At 51.2% G+C, this 16,158-nt stretch carries 17 protein-coding genes; 4 read left to right on the plus strand and 13 right to left on the minus strand.

What is annotated here, in order from left to right:
* Window positions 1–148: 148 nt before the first annotated feature.
* From ACRQ84_RS03220 to ACRQ84_RS03230, 3 genes are all read left to right on the plus strand, one after another.
* Window positions 149–1,684 (plus strand): glucan biosynthesis protein G, encoded by a 1,536-nt coding sequence (locus ACRQ84_RS03220; RefSeq protein WP_196762382.1) that lies wholly within the window; start codon window positions 149–151, stop codon window positions 1,682–1,684.
* Window positions 1,677–4,226, plus strand: a complete 2,550-nt coding sequence (mdoH, locus tag ACRQ84_RS03225) for a glucans biosynthesis glucosyltransferase MdoH (protein ID WP_064740838.1) — start codon at window positions 1,677–1,679, stop codon at window positions 4,224–4,226. Before ACRQ84_RS03220 ends, mdoH begins: the two co-directional genes overlap by 8 nt.
* 134 nt (window positions 4,227–4,360) lie before the next feature.
* Complete coding sequence (locus ACRQ84_RS03230) at window positions 4,361–4,600, plus strand: YceK/YidQ family lipoprotein (RefSeq protein WP_064740839.1); 240 nt, start codon at window positions 4,361–4,363, stop codon at window positions 4,598–4,600.
* Between the two features lie 6 nt (window positions 4,601–4,606).
* Here the strand turns inward: ACRQ84_RS03230 and ACRQ84_RS03235 are convergent, their stop codons facing one another.
* From ACRQ84_RS03235 to ACRQ84_RS03245, 3 genes are all read right to left on the minus strand, one after another.
* On the minus strand, window positions 4,607–5,002 hold the full coding sequence (locus ACRQ84_RS03235; RefSeq protein WP_483817875.1) for a MysB family protein: 396 nt from the start codon (window positions 5,000–5,002) through the stop codon (window positions 4,607–4,609).
* 116 nt (window positions 5,003–5,118) lie between these two features.
* Window positions 5,119–5,385, minus strand: coding sequence for a hypothetical protein (locus ACRQ84_RS03240; RefSeq protein ID WP_073991701.1), 267 nt, complete (start codon window positions 5,383–5,385; stop codon window positions 5,119–5,121).
* Window positions 5,386–5,946: 561 nt separating this feature from the next.
* Window positions 5,947–6,870 carry a Kdo(2)-lipid IV(A) acyltransferase gene (locus ACRQ84_RS03245; protein ID WP_483817166.1) on the minus strand — a complete coding sequence of 308 codons (924 nt, stop codon included), beginning with the start codon at window positions 6,868–6,870 and terminating at the stop codon, window positions 5,947–5,949.
* Window positions 6,871–7,134: 264 nt separating this feature from the next.
* Between ACRQ84_RS03245 and trhO the strand changes: the two genes are divergently transcribed.
* Window positions 7,135–8,190, plus strand: a complete 1,056-nt coding sequence (gene trhO / locus ACRQ84_RS03250) for an oxygen-dependent tRNA uridine(34) hydroxylase TrhO (RefSeq protein ID WP_483817167.1) — start codon at window positions 7,135–7,137, stop codon at window positions 8,188–8,190.
* Between the two features lie 44 nt (window positions 8,191–8,234).
* On the opposite strand, the gene ACRQ84_RS03255 is transcribed toward trhO, so the two are convergent.
* The 10 genes from ACRQ84_RS03255 to mdtH form a co-directional block, all read right to left on the minus strand.
* Complete coding sequence (locus ACRQ84_RS03255) at window positions 8,235–8,810, minus strand: YceI family protein (protein ID WP_064740846.1); 576 nt, start codon at window positions 8,808–8,810, stop codon at window positions 8,235–8,237.
* A 1-nt stretch (window position 8,811) separates the two neighbouring features.
* Window positions 8,812–9,384, minus strand: coding sequence for a cytochrome b (locus tag ACRQ84_RS03260; RefSeq protein WP_064741211.1), 573 nt, complete (start codon window positions 9,382–9,384; stop codon window positions 8,812–8,814).
* Window positions 9,385–9,677: 293 nt separating this feature from the next.
* A complete protein-coding gene (gene solA, locus ACRQ84_RS03265; protein ID WP_483817168.1) occupies window positions 9,678–10,793 on the minus strand; it encodes an N-methyl-L-tryptophan oxidase in 1,116 nt (371 codons plus the stop codon).
* 106 nt (window positions 10,794–10,899) lie between these two features.
* Window positions 10,900–11,154, minus strand: a complete 255-nt coding sequence (gene bssS / locus ACRQ84_RS03270; RefSeq protein WP_007893664.1) for a biofilm formation regulator BssS — start codon at window positions 11,152–11,154, stop codon at window positions 10,900–10,902.
* A 278-nt stretch (window positions 11,155–11,432) separates the two neighbouring features.
* A complete protein-coding gene (locus ACRQ84_RS03275; protein ID WP_483817169.1) occupies window positions 11,433–11,702 on the minus strand; it encodes a hypothetical protein in 270 nt (89 codons plus the stop codon).
* 143 nt (window positions 11,703–11,845) lie between these two features.
* Window positions 11,846–12,091 (minus strand): DNA damage-inducible protein I, encoded by a 246-nt coding sequence (dinI, locus tag ACRQ84_RS03280; RefSeq protein ID WP_064740849.1) that lies wholly within the window; start codon window positions 12,089–12,091, stop codon window positions 11,846–11,848.
* Between the two features lie 68 nt (window positions 12,092–12,159).
* The gene (gene pyrC / locus ACRQ84_RS03285; protein WP_064740850.1) at window positions 12,160–13,206 is read right to left on the minus strand and encodes a dihydroorotase; all 1,047 of its coding nucleotides are present in this window, start codon (window positions 13,204–13,206) and stop codon (window positions 12,160–12,162) included.
* A 135-nt stretch (window positions 13,207–13,341) separates the two neighbouring features.
* Window positions 13,342–13,905, minus strand: a complete 564-nt coding sequence (locus ACRQ84_RS03290; RefSeq protein WP_064740851.1) for a lipoprotein — start codon at window positions 13,903–13,905, stop codon at window positions 13,342–13,344.
* A 117-nt stretch (window positions 13,906–14,022) separates the two neighbouring features.
* On the minus strand, window positions 14,023–14,670 hold the full coding sequence (gene grxB / locus ACRQ84_RS03295) for a glutaredoxin 2 (RefSeq protein WP_064740852.1): 648 nt from the start codon (window positions 14,668–14,670) through the stop codon (window positions 14,023–14,025).
* A gap of 89 nt (window positions 14,671–14,759) precedes the next feature.
* Window positions 14,760–15,962, minus strand: coding sequence for a multidrug efflux MFS transporter MdtH (mdtH, locus tag ACRQ84_RS03300; RefSeq protein ID WP_064740853.1), 1,203 nt, complete (start codon window positions 15,960–15,962; stop codon window positions 14,760–14,762).
* Window positions 15,963–16,158 lie beyond the last annotated feature (196 nt).

Genomic DNA, 16,158 nt, shown 5'->3' on the forward strand with positions numbered 1-16,158 from the left:
CCGAAAAGCACACTTTCAGCTTACAAATCAGCGGAACAATCTATTACATACGCTGTCGGAAAACCGAATAATCCTTTAAGATAATCGGGTTTGATCTAAGCACACGAAAGGGGGGGATGTGCTGAATAATGTGAATAATAAAGTGGGACTGGTAAAGATGCGCTGGGTAGGCGCGGCAGTTCTGCTGGCTATGTATGCCAACAATAGTTGGGCGTTTAACATTGATGATGTTGCAAAACAAGCCAAGGCGTTGGCAGGGAAAAGTTTCGAAGCGCCAAAAAGCAATTTACCCTCTCAGTTTCGTGAAATGAAGTTTGCTGACTACCAGCAGATCCAGTTTAACCACGACAAAGCTTATTGGGGCAAACTGCGCACGCCGTTTAAGCTTGAGTTCTATCATCAGGGCATGTATTTCGATACGCCGGTGAAAATTAACGAAGTCACGGCGTCTTCAGTACGTGAAATTAAATATAATCCTGACTACTTCAATTTCGGCAACGTAAAACACGATGCTGATTCAGTCAAAAACCTCGGCTTTGCTGGGTTTAAGGTGTTGTATCCTTTAAATAAAAAGGGCAAAGACGACGAGATCACCAGCTTCCTCGGCGCCAGCTATTTCCGTGTGATTGGCGAAGGCCAGGTATACGGTCTTTCGGCGCGCGGTTTGGCGATTGACACCGCCTTGCCGTCAGGTGAAGAGTTCCCGCGCTTTAAAGAGTTCTGGATTGAACGTCCAAAACCGCAGGATAAACAGCTGGTGATTTATGCGCTGCTGGATTCGCCACGTGCGTCCGGTGCCTATCGCTTCACCATCCATCCGGGCAAAGAATCAACGGTTGATGTGCAATCGAAAGTTTACCTGCGTGACAACGTCGGCAAACTGGGCGTGGCGCCGCTGACCAGCATGTTCCTGTTTGGTGCGAACCAGCCATCGCCGGTGACCAACTTCCGTTCAGAGCTGCACGATTCGAATGGTCTTTCAATTCATGCCGGTAACGGTGAATGGATTTGGCGTCCGCTGAATAACCCGAAACATCTGGCGGTCAGCACCTTTACCGTAGAGAACCCGAAAGGCTTTGGTCTGCTGCAGCGCTCGCGTGATTTCAGCCGTTTCCAGGATCTCGACGATCGCTACGACCTGCGCCCAAGTGGCTGGGTTGAGCCGCAAGGTGATTGGGGTAAAGGCCGCGTTGAACTGGTAGAGATTCCCACTGCGGATGAAACCAACGACAACATCGTTGCGTTCTGGACGCCGGAAAAACTGCCAGAGCCAGGCAAAGAGATGAACTTCCAGTATCGCCTGCATTTCACGCGCGATGAAAATCAGCTGCACTCAGACGATATCGCGTGGGTGAAAGACACGCTGCGTTCAGCCGGTGATGTGAAGCAGTCGAATCTGGTACGTCAGCCAGACGGCTCAATCGCCTTCACTGTAGATTTCGTTGGCAAAGCGATGAGCAAGCTGCCGGAAGATACGCAAGTGGCACCGCAGGTGAGCGTGGGTAATAACGCTGACGTGGTTGAGCAGAGTGTGCGCTACAACCCGGTGACCAAGGGCTGGCGTCTGGTGTTGCGTCTGCGAGTGAAAGATAACAAGCAGCCGACTGAGATGCGTGCGGCGCTGGTGAGCGGCGACAAGACATTGACGGAAACCTGGAGCTATCAGCTACCTGCCAATGAATAAATCGATATTTCTACCTCAATCTTACGTGGAGGCTCTGCCGCTTGATGCGGCAGGGCGCGCCCGTCTGAGCGATTCACTCCAGAATGCCCAGGCGTTCCACGCTATTCATACGTCGCTGGGGCAGGATAACGCCGCCAGCGAGCGCCCGGATGATGCGCCGCTGAAATCGGTGTCATCCCGTGTGCAAATGGCCTGGCCGGACTCATTGGCTGATGGTCAGCAACTGAGCAAGGATTATCTCGACCGCACCACGCTAAAGGCGATGCCGAAGGTGAAGCGCTCGTTGATGTTCCCGGAGATCTGGCGCACCAATCCGATTGCGCGCGCCTGGGATTCCCTACGCGGCCAGAAATCTACGCCACGTTATGCCACTGTTGAAGAGCAGAAAAACGAAGATAAATGGCGCCATGTAGGATCGGTGCGTCGTTACGTGCTGCTGATTCTGACGATTCTGCAGACTGTGGTGGCGACCTGGTACATGAAAACCATTCTGCCGTATCAGGGCTGGACGCTGATCGATCCTATCGAGATGTTCAACCAGAACTGGTTGCAGTCGGTTGAACTGATTCTGCCGTACATTCTGCAGACCGGGATTCTGTTCCTCTTTGCCATCCTGTTCTGTTGGGTTTCAGCCGGTTTCTGGACCGCGTTGATGGGCTTCCTGCAGTTGCTGATTGGTCGTGATAAATACAGTATTTCGTATTCAACCACCGGCGATGAACCGCTTAATCCGGAACATCGTACTGCGTTGATCATGCCGATCTGTAATGAAGACGTAGAACGTGTGTTTGCGGGCCTGCGTGCGACCTGGGAATCGGTTAAACGTACCGGTAATGCCGAACACTTCGACGTTTACATTCTGAGTGACAGCTACGACGCGGATATCGCTATCGCCGAGCAGAAAGCCTGGATGGAACTGGTACGTGATGTCGGTGGCGCGGGCAAGATTTTCTATCGTCGTCGTCGTCGTCGTGTGAAGCGTAAAAGCGGTAACATCGATGACTTCTGCCGACGCTGGGGCGTCAACTACAGCTATATGGTGGTGCTGGACGCCGACAGCGTGATGAGCGGTGAGTGTCTCACCGGTCTGGTGCGTATGATGGAAGCTAACCCGAACGCCGGTATTATTCAGTCGTCGCCGAAAGCGTCTGGCATGGATACGTTGTATGCCCGTTGCCAGCAGTTTGCCACGCGTGTGTACGGTCCGTTGTTCACCGCCGGTCTGCACTTCTGGCAGTTAGGTGAATCACACTATTGGGGCCATAACGCCATCATTCGTGTGCAGCCGTTCATTGAGCACTGTGCGCTGGCACCGCTGCCGGGTGAAGGTTCGTTCGCCGGTTCGATTCTGTCGCATGACTTCGTTGAAGCGGCACTGATGCGTCGTGCCGGTTGGGGCGTATGGATTGCGTACGATCTGCCGGGTTCTTATGAAGAGCTGCCACCGAACCTGCTGGATGAGCTGAAGCGTGACCGTCGCTGGTGTCACGGTAACCTGATGAACTTCCGTCTGTTCCTGGTAAAAGGGATGCATCCGGTTCACCGTGCGGTGTTCCTGACGGGCGTGATGTCTTATCTGTCTGCGCCGTTGTGGTTCATGTTCCTTGCGCTGTCAACCGCCTTGCAGGTGGTGCATACGCTCATGGAGCCGACCTACTTCCTGCAACCGCGTCAGCTGTTCCCGGTATGGCCGCAGTGGCGTCCCGATTTGGCGATTGCATTGTTCTCAACGACACTGGTGCTGCTGTTCCTGCCGAAGTTGTTGAGTGTGGTGCTGATTTGGTGCAAAGGAGCGAAACCTTACGGTGGCGCCATCCGCTTGTTCTGCTCGCTGATTCTGGAAATGCTGTTCTCGGTGCTGCTGGCGCCGGTGCGCATGCTGTTCCACACCGTGTTCGTGGTCAGTGCGTTCCTCGGTTGGGAAGTGGTGTGGAATTCACCGCAGCGTGATGATGATGCTACGCCGTGGAGCGAAGCTTTCCGTCGCCATGGTTCACAGATGCTGTTAGGTCTGGTGTGGGCAGGCGGCATGGGCTTCCTCGATCTGAACTTCCTGTGGTGGTTGTCGCCAATCGTCTTCTCGCTGATCCTGTCGCCATTTGTGTCGGTGATGTCGAGCCGCGCGACGGTGGGACAGAAGAGTAAAAACGCCAAACTATTCCTGATTCCGGAAGAGTATGAGCCACCGAAAGAGCTGGTCGATACCGATCACTACTTGCAGATCAACCGTCAACGCGCGCTGAAAAATGGTTTTATGCATGCGCTGTTTAACCCAGCGTTCAATGCTCTGGCGACGGCAATGGCAACATCGCGTCATAAGCAGAGTGATTTGCTGGACCATGCACGCGATCGTCGTGTTGATCAGGCTCTGAGTGATGCGCCAGAAAAACTGAATCGTGAGCAGCGTTTGCAGCTGATCAGCGATCCGGTGGTGCTGGCTCGTGTGCACTCACGCTTGTGGGAAAGCGCGGACAAATATCATCAGTGGGTGGAAAGCTATCAGAAGCTGAAGCTCAATCCAGAAGCGCTGCCACAGCGCTGAGGATGAGAGAGTGGAAAGCGGCAGAAATGCCGCTTTTTTTTCGCCATTAATCTGACGAAATCTTTACGCGTAGGTAGTGGTTATTTCATCTCACAGGCGGTTAAACTAACACCAGTCCACTGTGAGTAAATGTTGTGAATGATTTCCTGAAACTAACCGCGCTTAGCGTCGCCATCGTTTTATTATCCGGCTGTGGCAGCATTATCAGCCGTACCTTTCCCGGCCAGGGTCACGGTAATCAATATTATCCCGGCGTGCAGTGGGATGTTCGTGACGGACCGTGGCGTGTACTGACCATTCTCGATTTACCGCTATCGCTGGTGATGGACACACTTTTATTGCCGGTTGATGCCAATCACGGTCCGTACGAATAACGTCAATTACAGATTGTCAGAAGGGCTGTTATCGTCTTCCCACTCTTGCGCTGCCGCTTCGCCTTCTTCCAGGTCACGCGGTGGTTCTAGCTGGAATTCGCCTTCGTCCCATTCGTGCAGCGTATTTTCTGCCTGCCACTCCTGACGCAGTTCGACTTCATCAAAATCGCCGTCAAATATTGCCTGCGCGGCTTCTCCGCTGGAAATGGGCAGGCATTCACCCTGACCATTCTCTTCAGCGAAAAATTCTGCCTGCCACATAATGTCGCCATCCTGCATCACGTACTTCTGCAGGGCAAACTGGCTGACGCTGGCATCTTCTTCTGCGATTTCAGGTTGGGTGGCGAGAAACTCTTCGCGAGCGGCTTCAATGGCTTCTTCAAGGGTGCTAAACAGGCTCATCATCAACTCCATAGGAAAAAAAAGGATTTCACAGAAGAATAGACGAAAAATCAGGAAGTGCGGGGCGGCAGGGAATATCGGTTGGGCGGTTGAGTGAAATTCAACCGCCCAACCAGTCAGATTAATTTCTGAGGAAAGTGTAATACCGGACGTACAGAGTCATGAATAATTGGAGCTGAGTAACGAATACAACATTTAATACAGGGCTTAACCTTTTTGAAATTAATACGTGCGGTTGATAGTGCCTGATTTAAATTATATAGAGTGCCAATAAAAACCATATCCTCCTTTACCGGTAGCCGTTTGCACTCTTTTCGATGTAGAAGATGATAACCTTCCTGATCGGTACTGATCGTTACGTAGTAGTAGATGCCTTTATTCATTTTAGATTTGTCCTGAGATATATTTGCTGTGTGTAATCTTTTTATATTTTTTAAAAAAGCGACTTAACGTGCTAACTGACATGACCGAAATTAGCTGGAATCGATTTCACGAACAAATTCCATAATGATATAAGAAGGTGCTTTATTTTATTTAAATGGAATATGAGTGTTTTTATTAGGACAATACCTTGTTTCGTAAGTTAATTTTACTACATTGATAAGTGAAGTCGAAGAGTTTAGGGATATTAAATAGGAATAGACCTGGAAGTGCTCAAAATCAGGGCCGTAGTGGCACAAAAATGATGAGTAAATATTAATGCGTTGGAAAACCCAGAATCAATAACATGCTGGATTTTACGGTCAGCCCTGATGTTGAAAGATAAATATTTTAGGGCATCCGGGTTAATTTGCGGATTCTCATGTGACTAACATCGGCGCTAATGCCACGATCAGCCTAAGTTAAGACTGGTACCACTTCATTAACAGAAGATCGTTGAATGTCATGTGATAAGGCAAATTTCGAGGGGAAAATCGAGGCGCCATCTGCGCCCCGACTCACTTTTAATAAACGGAAGGCTGCCCCTGCGGGCGGGTTTTAAAGCGGCGGTGCAGCCACATATATTGCTCGGGAGCCAGCAGAACCGTCTCTTCTACCACTTTATTCATTACCACAGCGGTCTCGAGTTCTGATTCCAGGGCAAATTTATCGCGGATGTCAGGCATCATTTTAAGCTCATAACCACGCGCGTTCGGCAGTCGTCGTGCCAGGAAAGGTACCACGCTAGGATTTGCCAGACGAATCAACATATGGGTTCCGGTGGTTGTCGCCGCGTCCTGCACCGCAAAGAAGGGAGCAAACACGCTGCTGCGCGGGCCATAATCATGGTCCGGCGCATACCAGATGATGTCGTTGTTCTTCATGGCGCGAATCATGCCTTTAAGGTCTTTGCGGTCAAGCATGCTTTTATTCGAACGCATGCGGCCCCAGGTTTGCAGCCAGTCGATCAATTTATTGTCGTTGGGGCGATACACGCCAATGCCTGGATTGTGCATACCAAATACGCGCGCCCCCAACTCCAGAGTGAGGAAGTGCATGCCAATTAATAATATGCCGCGTTTCTCAGCCAGTGCGTTGGAAACGTGCTCCAGGCCACTGGTGGTCACCCATTTACGAATGCGCCAGTCCGGCCAGAACCATGCCATGCCGGTTTCAATCAGCCCCATGCCCACAGATTCGAAATTATGCTTCACCATCGCGTCACGCTCGTTGGTCGGCATAGTAGGAAAGCACACTTCCAGATTGCGCTGCGCCACTTCTACACGGCGCTTCATAAAGCGCATTGCAATGCGTCCAAGCCCACAGCCAATCGCATGCAGTACCGGGTAGGGCAGCAGTACCAGCAGGTAAAGAAAACCAATGCCAAGCCAGGTAAGCCAGTAGCGCGGATGAAGCAGTTCACGGGTGAGTTGGGGAAGTTGAGTCATGGAAATGTCAGTATCCTGCGTCTTATGCCAGAGAGTCCGGTTTCTGTAATTTTTTGTGATTATGCCATTTTTTCGTTCTGGCTGAAATCAAGCATAGACTGCGGAGGGCTATCCGGCAGCACATATACGCACGAAAACGCAATTGTAACGCACTAATGCGCCGGTAATCGTAACCGTCAGGCTTAACAAACCAAAGATTTTGCCTCACGCTTCAGGTATCATACGCGCGCTAAATTTCTCTGATTGCTAACAGGAACGAACACCATGCCAGTGTTACATAACCTTGTTTCCAATAAAGAGCTGAAAGAACGTATGTTGGCGGAAACCGAACCACGTACCACAGTCTCTTTTTATAAATACTTCCAGATTGCCGATCCTAAAGCGTTCCGTGATGCCCTCTACGTTGAGTTGACGAAATTCAAGGTGTTTGGCCGCGTGTATGTCGCGCATGAAGGTATCAACGCGCAAATCAGCGTGCCGGCAAGCCGTTATGAAGCAATGAAGGCAGCGCTCTATGCTTTCGATGCGGCTCTGCATAATTTACGTATGAACATTGCGCTTGATGATGACGGTAAATCTTTCTGGGTACTGCGCCTTAAAGTGCGTGAGCGCATTGTGGCGGATGGGATTGAAGACGACAGCTTTGATGCGAGCGATGTGGGCGCTTATCTTAAAGCGGCTGACGTTAATGCGATGCTTGACGATCCCGATGCGCTGTTCGTCGATATGCGCAACCACTACGAATATGAAGTGGGGCGTTTCGATAATGCCATGGAAGTGCCGGCGGATACCTTCCGCGATCAGTTGCCGATGGCCATTGATATGTTGCAGGATCAGAAAGACAAAAAAATTGTCATGTACTGCACTGGCGGTATTCGTTGTGAAAAGGCCAGCGCCTGGATGAAGCACAACGGTTTCAATGATGTTTATCACATTGAAGGGGGCATTATTGAATACACCCGTCGGGCGCGCGAGCAGGGTTTACCGGTGCGTTTCAAAGGTAAGAACTTTGTTTTTGATGAACGCATGGGTGAGCGGATATCCGATGATATTCTTTCCAGCTGTCATCAGTGCGGCACGCCTTGCGATAGCCATACCAACTGCATCAATGATGGCTGTCATTTGTTGTTTATTCAGTGCCCCAGCTGCGCTGAAAAATACAATAACTGCTGCAGCCCAATCTGCATGGAAGAGTCAACGTTGTCGCCAGAAGAACAGCGCGCACGCCGTGCGGGCCGTGAAAATGGCAACAAGGTGTTTAACAAATCACGTGGTTTGCTGAACATGACGATGGCGATTCCGGCGCCAGATAAAAAATAAGCGCAACACAGCCTGAAGCCATCCAACTTCAGGCTGTAACTGCTTTACTTACGCACGCCTTCCACTGAAATAATCAGTTCAGCTTTCTGCGATGCCGGGCCGAGATCTTTGCTGATATTGAACTCTTTCAACACGATTTCACCGCTCGCTTCAAATCCTGCACGATAGCCGCCCCACGGATCTTTACCTTCACCGATCAATTTTGCATCCAGCGTCACTGGCTTGGTCACGCCATTCAGCGTTAAATCGCCAGTGATCTTGTAATCTTTGCCCTCTTTTTTCACCGCAGTAGAGGCAAAGGTTGCCTGTGGGAATTTACCGGTGTTGAGGAAATCCGCGCTGCGCAGATGTTTGTCGCGCTCGGCATGGTTGGTGTCGAGGCTATTGGTATTGATGGTGACGTTGACTTTATCTGCCGAGGGATTGGCTTCATCAAAAGTGAAACTGCCATCAAAGTCTTTAAAGGTGCCGTATAACCAGCTGTAGCCCAGATGCTGAATGCGGAACTGAACAAACGCGTGCTGGCCTTCCTTATCAAACTTATAGTCAGCCGCGCTGGCCGTTAGGCTTGTGCTCAATAATCCGGCCGCGGCTATTGCCAATAATGTCTTCTTTAGCATGTTACTTTTCCTTTTCAGAGGTTAACGGGATGCGGTAACCCAACATCCTTTTCAGTGTCACATCACGGTCGATAAAATGGTGTTTCAGGGCAGCTAGCGCGTGCAGGGCGGAGAGCAGCACCAAACCCCATGCCAGCCAAAGGTGAACGTCACCTGCCAGATCCGCTTGTTGCGCGGCACCGCTAAACAGGGCGGGAACGTCGAACCAGCCAAATACTGAGATCGGTTTGCCATCGGCGGTGGAGATGAGGTAACCCGTAAACAGCAGCACCAGCAGCAAGCCATATAACATCCAGTGCGCGGCGCTGGCGCTGCGCTGCACGGAAGGCGAAGAGCTCGACAGCGGTTTTGGCGGCGGCGAGATAAAACGCCAGCCGAGACGCAGCAGTAATGCAGCAAACAGCATTATGCCGACACCTTTATGAATTTCTGGTGCGTCGTGATACCAGCCATCGTAATAACCTAATCCGACCATCCATAAACCCAGCGCGAACATGCCGTAAATAGCCAGCGCCATCAGCCAATGCAATAAAATGGAGACGGCACCGAAATGCTGTGTGGAATTACGCCACATATGAATATCCAGCAGAATGAAATAAGTGGTAATCAGCATCTACATTTTGCAATGAAAGATCAATTAACCTTACTTTTCTATAAAGTCGGAAATCACCTTCGGAATAAATGAGGGTTTATTTAAAACTCAGTCAGGATAATTGAAGGGAGGACTTAAAAGACAAGGGTAATTACGGGATAGGGCATATTGGCTACACCAAATGCGGCAAATCCTTGAGTTGAATGTCTATATAGGTAATTAAATGTCAACTTACGTCAAGTGTGCCGGCGCGTCATTACGCCGACACGCAAGAATTAGTTAAATCGCGCGAGCGAGAATGGCTTGATATCAAAAGAGAACGGTTTATTTTGCGCAAACTCACTGGCGAGTTCGCCCAGCACGCTGGCAAATTTAAAACCATGTCCGCTCAAACCGGTGATGATAAGGCGATTAGGCTCATCCGGCAGCGTATCAATAATAAAATCCTCATCTGGCGTGTTGTCATAGCTGCAGGCTTCGCCATGCAAGCAGACCCCCACGCCCGGCAGGAATTTACGCAAGAAATTAAAGGACTCGTTACCGTCCACTGCGATGCTGCCAAAGGGTTTGCGATCTTCCGGTGTTTGCATCAGCTGGCCGCCATCATGACGTCCTACTTTTAGCGCGTTGTTATCCGCCGGGAAGCCATAAAAGTGGCTGCCGTCGGTCATCTCCACGGTAAAACCTGGGAATTTGTTGTTCTCGCTATAGCGACCGTCCGCCTGATACCAGGCAAAAACTTTACGCACGGGCGTGACCGGCAGATCGGCGACCAACTGACTGACCCAGGTTCCCGCGCTGACCAACAGTTTACGTGCGCGGAAAATGCCATCGCTTGTGGTGACCTGCTGCAGATCGCCATCGCGGCCAATTTCCGTCACTGGACAATTAAACAGTTGCGCACAGCCAGCCTGTTCCGCCAGTTGCACCCAGCTGCGCACCGCTTGCTCGCATTTGAGAAAACCCGAGTGGGGTTCAAATACACCGATATAGCCATCCGGCACTGTGAATTGCGGCCAGCGTGCACGCACTTCATCGGCCTGCAGGATTTTCACATCCAGCTGCCACGCTTTCGCGCTATCAATGACATTTTGAATAAAGGAGGAGGTGAGCGGTGCTAAATTAAGGATACCGCTGCGATGCATAATGCGCTCGCCGCTTTGACGTTCCAGTTCATCCCACAGTGTCTGAGCGCGCAGCACCAGCGGCACATAGCGTTCACCTTCACCATAAGCATGACGAATCAAGCGGGTTTCGCCATGGTGGGTGCCTTGGCTGTGTGGGGGATGGGCGCTATCAATCATCAACACGGATAAACCAGCTTGAGTGGCGTAAAAGCCGGCGGCTGCACCAACCGAACCGCTTCCCACCACAATCAGATCATAAACCATAACCACATCACTCCAGCAAAACGGCGAAATTTTTCAACAGCATATCAAAAGAGAGCGCCCATGAAAAAGGCACCCTGTTGGGTGCCCTTTCACGCGATAGTAGAAATTAATGCTTTTGATTGTCGCGTAGGTACTGCTCAGTGGACTCTATTTTTGCAATGCCAGCTTCAAGTAGGGAGATAAACTGTCTGGCGACATCGGTAGTCAGCCAGTAGGTCGGGCCCACGTCAGCTTCTTCTTCTTTCTGATCCTGCGAGGAGAGCGAGTGCAGGCGAATCATCATGGCGTCATAACTGTCTACGGTGCTGATGTCCCATCCTACCAATGGATGAGTCTGGATGACGTCTTTATTTCTGTCCATTATAACCTCCGTATTACTCGTTAAACGAAGTGCTTCTTGAGGTTCAATGCGGCTGTATCGTGCACTAGCGAAGCAATTATAACATGAATTAGCGAGTGCAATAGTTAAAAGGTATGACGAAGTTAAACAGAGTAAAAATAAACGTCCTCAAAATAGCCATTAAAGGGAATAATAAAATGCCCGAGGACTCAGGCATTTTATTGCAAATATTACGGCGAGTGCTGACGAGGTTATCGGCTTTAATGTTGGGAAACGTTAAGCCAAAAAATGCGGCACTGTTATGCGTGTGGCTCAGCGGGAAGCATGCCATGACGTTTCTGAATCTCTTCAGCCAGCCGCGTAAAATGCTGCTGTAACTGCTCGTCATGGTTCTGATTTTGTGCTTCCAACGTCAGATTGTGTACCAGTAACTGATTGGCGCGATCGTCGAGACAGAAGGTCAATGTGGCAAAAGCATTTTCTAATACGGTTAAGCGGCGCTGTTGCTCAGCAATAAATGCCAGCAATTCCCCAAAGGTCATCGCCTCTTCTGGTTTTTCAGTAGTCATGTAAAACACCTCCTATAAGCATGACGAGGCAAGAATAGGGGATCGCTTAACATGAGTCTAGATGCAGGAAGTTTTTCTGGCGAGAGGGAAATAAAAACAAAAAAGCCGGGTGGCGAAACCCGGCAAAAACGGCACAGTGGCAGTTAATCGTTATTAAACCAGTCGTCCGCGCTTTCCCAGGTTTCTTGTAACAGTTCGCTGATGCGTTCGCGTGATTCTTTGCAGCCACCAAACACGCTGAGTTGGTTGCCGCCGGCGTAACGTACTTTGACGTGATGATCGTCATCAGGGAAATCGTGCGTAATGCGACGGACCAGTTCGACGCTGAGTGCATCAAGTGCACCAGCAGGAAGGGGCGAAGTTTTTGCTACGGTAATTTCAACACGCATAGAAGCCTCCGGAATAATATACTGTTTATTTGTACAGTATAATTATCCCGAAGGCAAGCAGCAGAAAATTATTCTTTGATACGCCAGTTCAGCGTTTCACCGGCGAGGAAAGGTACCAATGTGTCATCCGCCAGTGCAATGCTCTCCTCTACTTTCCAGGATTCACGTACCAGCGTCAAGGTGCCCTCATTCAGCGGCAGGCCGTAGAAATTCGCCCCGTTTTCCGAGCAGAAAGCCTCAAAATGTTCCAGCGCGTTCAGCTCCTCAAATACCGTAGCGTAAGCGGGCAACGAGGTTGGCGCATTGAACACCCCGGCGCAGCCACAGCTCGCTTCTTTCAGGTGACGCAGATGCGGCGCAGTATCGGTACCGAGGAAGACACGGCGATTACCGCTGGCGACCAGTTGACGTAATGCTTCCTGGTGAATATTGCGTTTTAGGATCGGCAGGCAGTAAAGATGTGGACGCACGCCACCCACCAGCATGTGGTTACGGTTGAACATCAGGTGTTGCGGCGTAATGGTGGCACCCAACAAATCGTTACCGGCTGCCAGATATTCCGCCGCTTCTTTGGTGGTGATGTGTTCCATCACCACTTTCAGCGCCGGGAACTGCTTACGCAGCGGTTCCAGCACGGTTTCAATAAAGCGGGCTTCGCGATCAAAAATATCGATGTGAGAATCGGTTACCTCGCCATGCACCAGCATCGGCATGCCGATTTGCTGCATGCGCTCTAACACCTTAGCAATCGAGGCGATATTGGTGACGCCGTGGCTGGAGTTGGTGGTGGCATGCGCAGGATAGAGTTTGGCGGCGGTAAACGTGCCGTCACGAAAGCCGCGTTCGATCTCATCGGGGTCGAGTGAATCGGTGAGGTAGCAGGTCATCAGCGGAGTAAAAGCATGCTCAGCAGGTAATGCGGCCATGATGCGTTCGCGATAAGCCACGGCTGCGGCCACGCTGATAACCGGTGGAACCAGGTTTGGCATGACAATCGCACGTCCATTTACAGCACTGGTATACGGCAGTACGGCGTTGAGCATCGCGCCATCACGCAGATGGATGTGCCAGTCGTCAGGGCGGCGAATAGTGATTTGCTGAGGTTGGGCTGTCATTCAAAAAGACTCCGGCTGAGAAGAAAACGAGAGGCACGTTTAGGCCGGGGAGTAATCATAAGGATGTGGGCAACCGTTTGCACGGGATTTTATCGTGACAAACAAAAACCGCACCCGAAGGTGCGGTTACGCGGATTATTCGGTAAACGGAATCACTAATTGCCCCGGTTTGACTTCAATCCCTTTGGCGAGTTTTTTCGCCAGCGCTTCGCCTTTGCTGCGATCTGCGCTCAGCACATAGGCCGGTTTCTCATTGAAGTAGCGCTTCAGCGACGCATTAAGATAGGGCGTGAGGGTTTTCATGATCGAGGCCATTTTTTCTGGCTGCACCTGCGCATCGACAATCTCCATATCATGCAGATAAATCGCGCCTTCTTGCGCGTTATAGACCGGTTGCGCTTTCATTTTCAGCAGCATTTCGGCCTGTTGTGGACCAAACAGTGAGCTGACATTGATATTGGCTTTTCCCGAGAGCGTGATTTTGCCGGGTTCTTCACGACCAATCTGACTGTTGAGATCGCTCAGCACAATGTGCGCATTCACCAGCCCGGAAACACCGATATCTTTTTCAAAGTTATTGCGTTTTTGCAGCGCTTGATTCACTTCCTGTTCGCTGATGGTGTATTGCGTCAATTGGTTACAGCCGCTGAGTAGCACGGCAAAAAATAGGGCGAATAGCCCAGGAAACGCCTTTTTCATAATGTCCTCATCCTGATTGAAACGGCAAAACAAAACAGCGATAGCCTGCCTGATTCAGCGGCACGTGTCACCAGGAGAGAGATGAGAAGCGCCGTAGCGCCTCTCTAGGGATAGGAATTACGCGGCAATAGAGGAGAGCAAATTGACCTGAGTCTGTTTCGCCATATTGTCGCGATAATCGGCAACACGGCTTGGCCATTCAATGCCGTTTACCAACGTCAATGAACGCAGTAGCGGGAACAGATGAATATCATCTTCGGAAAGCTCACCATTAACCGCATTCGGTTTGACGATCAGCTTGTCTAGCTGGCGCAGGTCATCGCTGATATTTTTGATCAGGCCTGGCGCGTGTTTACGCAACTCGGTGAAATCACCCACGCTGGCCTGCTTCTTCTCGCTAAAGTAGCTGCGCGCTTCCGGCGTAGCGAATTCAGCGAAGGAGGCATCAGCAATGCGGGGTAGCAATAGCTTATTCACGTAACCATTTACGTGGCGCAGCCAGTCGCTGATGGCAGGATTACTTTTGCCGTTGAGCAGCGGCTCATGATCGGACTTATCCACCAGCCGTACGATATCCATACTTTCTGGTACAGCACTGCCATCGGCTTTTTGCAGAATCGGCGCCATCTTCTGGCCGATGAGTTTTTTCGGCGTTTGCTCATCGTCATTCAGCATAACAATCAGTTCTAACGGCAGATTTTTTAACCCGAAAATCATGCGTGCTTTGACGCAGAAAGGGCAGTGATCGTAGATGTAGAGTTTCATCCCGTTTCTCCTGTGGTTCTAAGGGTGACGGAGGTCACCCTTTTTTCTGACGTGCGGGAAGTATGGAAGAGATCTACGGCAGGGGCAAACTAGCTGCTGAAAATTGCGGGTGCCACCGAACGCGGCTGGAACTGCCACCAAAGTGCCAAAAGAGTGATCATGCCAACGCTGCTCAGCAGCATCCACGGCAGTTCGGGCAGCGCCCATTGCTGGCCCATGTCGAACATCCAGCCACCGCCGGAGTAGCCAATTAAGCCACCAATCGCGAGGCCGAGGCGGCTGAAGCCCATATAACTGCCGCGAGCGCGTGAACTGGCCAGCGACGCGCTAAGCGTTTCACGTGCCGGTTCGGCAATGATGGATCCGAGATAAAAGACGGCGATCAGCATAAACAGCGACGGCAACGAGTCGGTCATGCCAACCGGTAGCAGGCTGAAGGTCATCAGGAACAAACCGGCCATCAAACGCGTTTCCAGGCGGAAGCGCTTCTCACTCCAGCGCGCCAGCGGATAAAGCAGGCTTAATGACAGCAGCGCTTCAATCGCGTACATCCACTTCACCGCAGCGGGCGCACCGGCCACCTGATTCACCATCACCGGCAGCATCAACATCACCTGTACGGCGAGAATGTAGTAGCCCGTCAAGGTCAGCACATACAGGCGAAAGCGCTTGTCCTGCCAGACGCGTTGCATCCCTTCACGCATCGCAATGCGTTCTGTCGAGATACGCCACGCGGGTAACCAAATAGCGTTAAACAGCGCAGCACTGACAAACACTGCCGCGCCGACCCAGCACACCAGACGGAAATCCCACGCCAGCAGCCAGCTACCAATCAGAGCGCCAAGCACGGCACCGGCGCTGTCCTGCATCATCAGCAGCGAGAAGAAGCGGCCGCGATCGCGTGCGCGTACCAGTTTCATCACCAGCGCACTGCGTGGTGGGTCAAACAGCGTGCCACCAAGACCGGAAAGCAAACAGGCGAACCACAGCAGCCAGGGTTCATGCGCCAGCGCCATGCAGGCAAAACCCGCCGCGCGCATTAGCATGCCGGTGACAATCAGTGGACGTGCACCAAAACGGTCGGCAATGGCACCGCCAAAGATGCCGAATCCCTGCTGGACGAATTGGCGCAAGCCAAGCGCAATGCCGACCATCAACGCGGCCCAACCTAGCTGTTCGACAAAATGGATAGAGATAAGGGGAAATACCACGAAAAATCCCATTACCACCAACATGTTATCCACTAAGAGAAATGTTTTACCGAGGCGTCGTGCCCGCGCAACCCGAGACATGCTAATTCCTGAGCAAGTGAGAGGAGATAAGAGACCAATTGGTCTATTTTCCGCCTGCGCAGGGGCGAAAAACAGCTTTCTCAGGATGATATTTTTTCATCGAATCCGCAGAAATATTAATCCTAAATCAGGATGAATCCAGAGGAACGCGTTCAAGGGTTTTACCGCAAGCGGGGTGACGGTTATAGTGAGGCGT

This window comes from Pantoea sp. E2023-21 (assembly GCF_051302795.1).
GTDB classification, from domain to species: domain Bacteria; phylum Pseudomonadota; class Gammaproteobacteria; order Enterobacterales; family Enterobacteriaceae; genus Pantoea; species Pantoea ludwigii_A.

Excerpts from the sequence above, each read along its gene's own strand:
- solA (WP_483817168.1), bottom strand. The coding sequence starts at position 10,793 with ATGGTTTATGATCTGATTGTGGTGGGAAGCGGTTCGGTTGGTGCAGCC.
- ACRQ84_RS03240 (WP_073991701.1), bottom strand. The coding sequence starts at position 5,385 with ATGAATAAAGGCATCTACTACTACGTAACGATCAGTACCGATCAGGAA.
- ACRQ84_RS03290 (WP_064740851.1), bottom strand. The coding sequence starts at position 13,905 with ATGAAAAAGGCGTTTCCTGGGCTATTCGCCCTATTTTTTGCCGTGCTA.
- ACRQ84_RS03235 (WP_483817875.1), bottom strand. The coding sequence starts at position 5,002 with ATGAGCCTGTTTAGCACCCTTGAAGAAGCCATTGAAGCCGCTCGCGAA.
- pyrC (WP_064740850.1), bottom strand. The coding sequence starts at position 13,206 with ATGACAGCCCAACCTCAGCAAATCACTATTCGCCGCCCTGACGACTGG.
- mdtH (WP_064740853.1), bottom strand. The coding sequence starts at position 15,962 with ATGTCTCGGGTTGCGCGGGCACGACGCCTCGGTAAAACATTTCTCTTA.
- bssS (WP_007893664.1), bottom strand. The coding sequence starts at position 11,154 with ATGGACAGAAATAAAGACGTCATCCAGACTCATCCATTGGTAGGATGG.
- ACRQ84_RS03260 (WP_064741211.1), bottom strand. The coding sequence starts at position 9,384 with ATGTGGCGTAATTCCACACAGCATTTCGGTGCCGTCTCCATTTTATTG.
- ACRQ84_RS03275 (WP_483817169.1), bottom strand. The coding sequence starts at position 11,702 with ATGACTACTGAAAAACCAGAAGAGGCGATGACCTTTGGGGAATTGCTG.
- grxB (WP_064740852.1), bottom strand. The coding sequence starts at position 14,670 with ATGAAACTCTACATCTACGATCACTGCCCTTTCTGCGTCAAAGCACGC.
- mdoH (WP_064740838.1), top strand. The coding sequence starts at position 1,677 with ATGAATAAATCGATATTTCTACCTCAATCTTACGTGGAGGCTCTGCCG.
- ACRQ84_RS03245 (WP_483817166.1), bottom strand. The coding sequence starts at position 6,870 with ATGACTCAACTTCCCCAACTCACCCGTGAACTGCTTCATCCGCGCTAC.
- trhO (WP_483817167.1), top strand. The coding sequence starts at position 7,135 with ATGCCAGTGTTACATAACCTTGTTTCCAATAAAGAGCTGAAAGAACGT.
- ACRQ84_RS03255 (WP_064740846.1), bottom strand. The coding sequence starts at position 8,810 with ATGCTAAAGAAGACATTATTGGCAATAGCCGCGGCCGGATTATTGAGC.
- dinI (WP_064740849.1), bottom strand. The coding sequence starts at position 12,091 with ATGCGTGTTGAAATTACCGTAGCAAAAACTTCGCCCCTTCCTGCTGGT.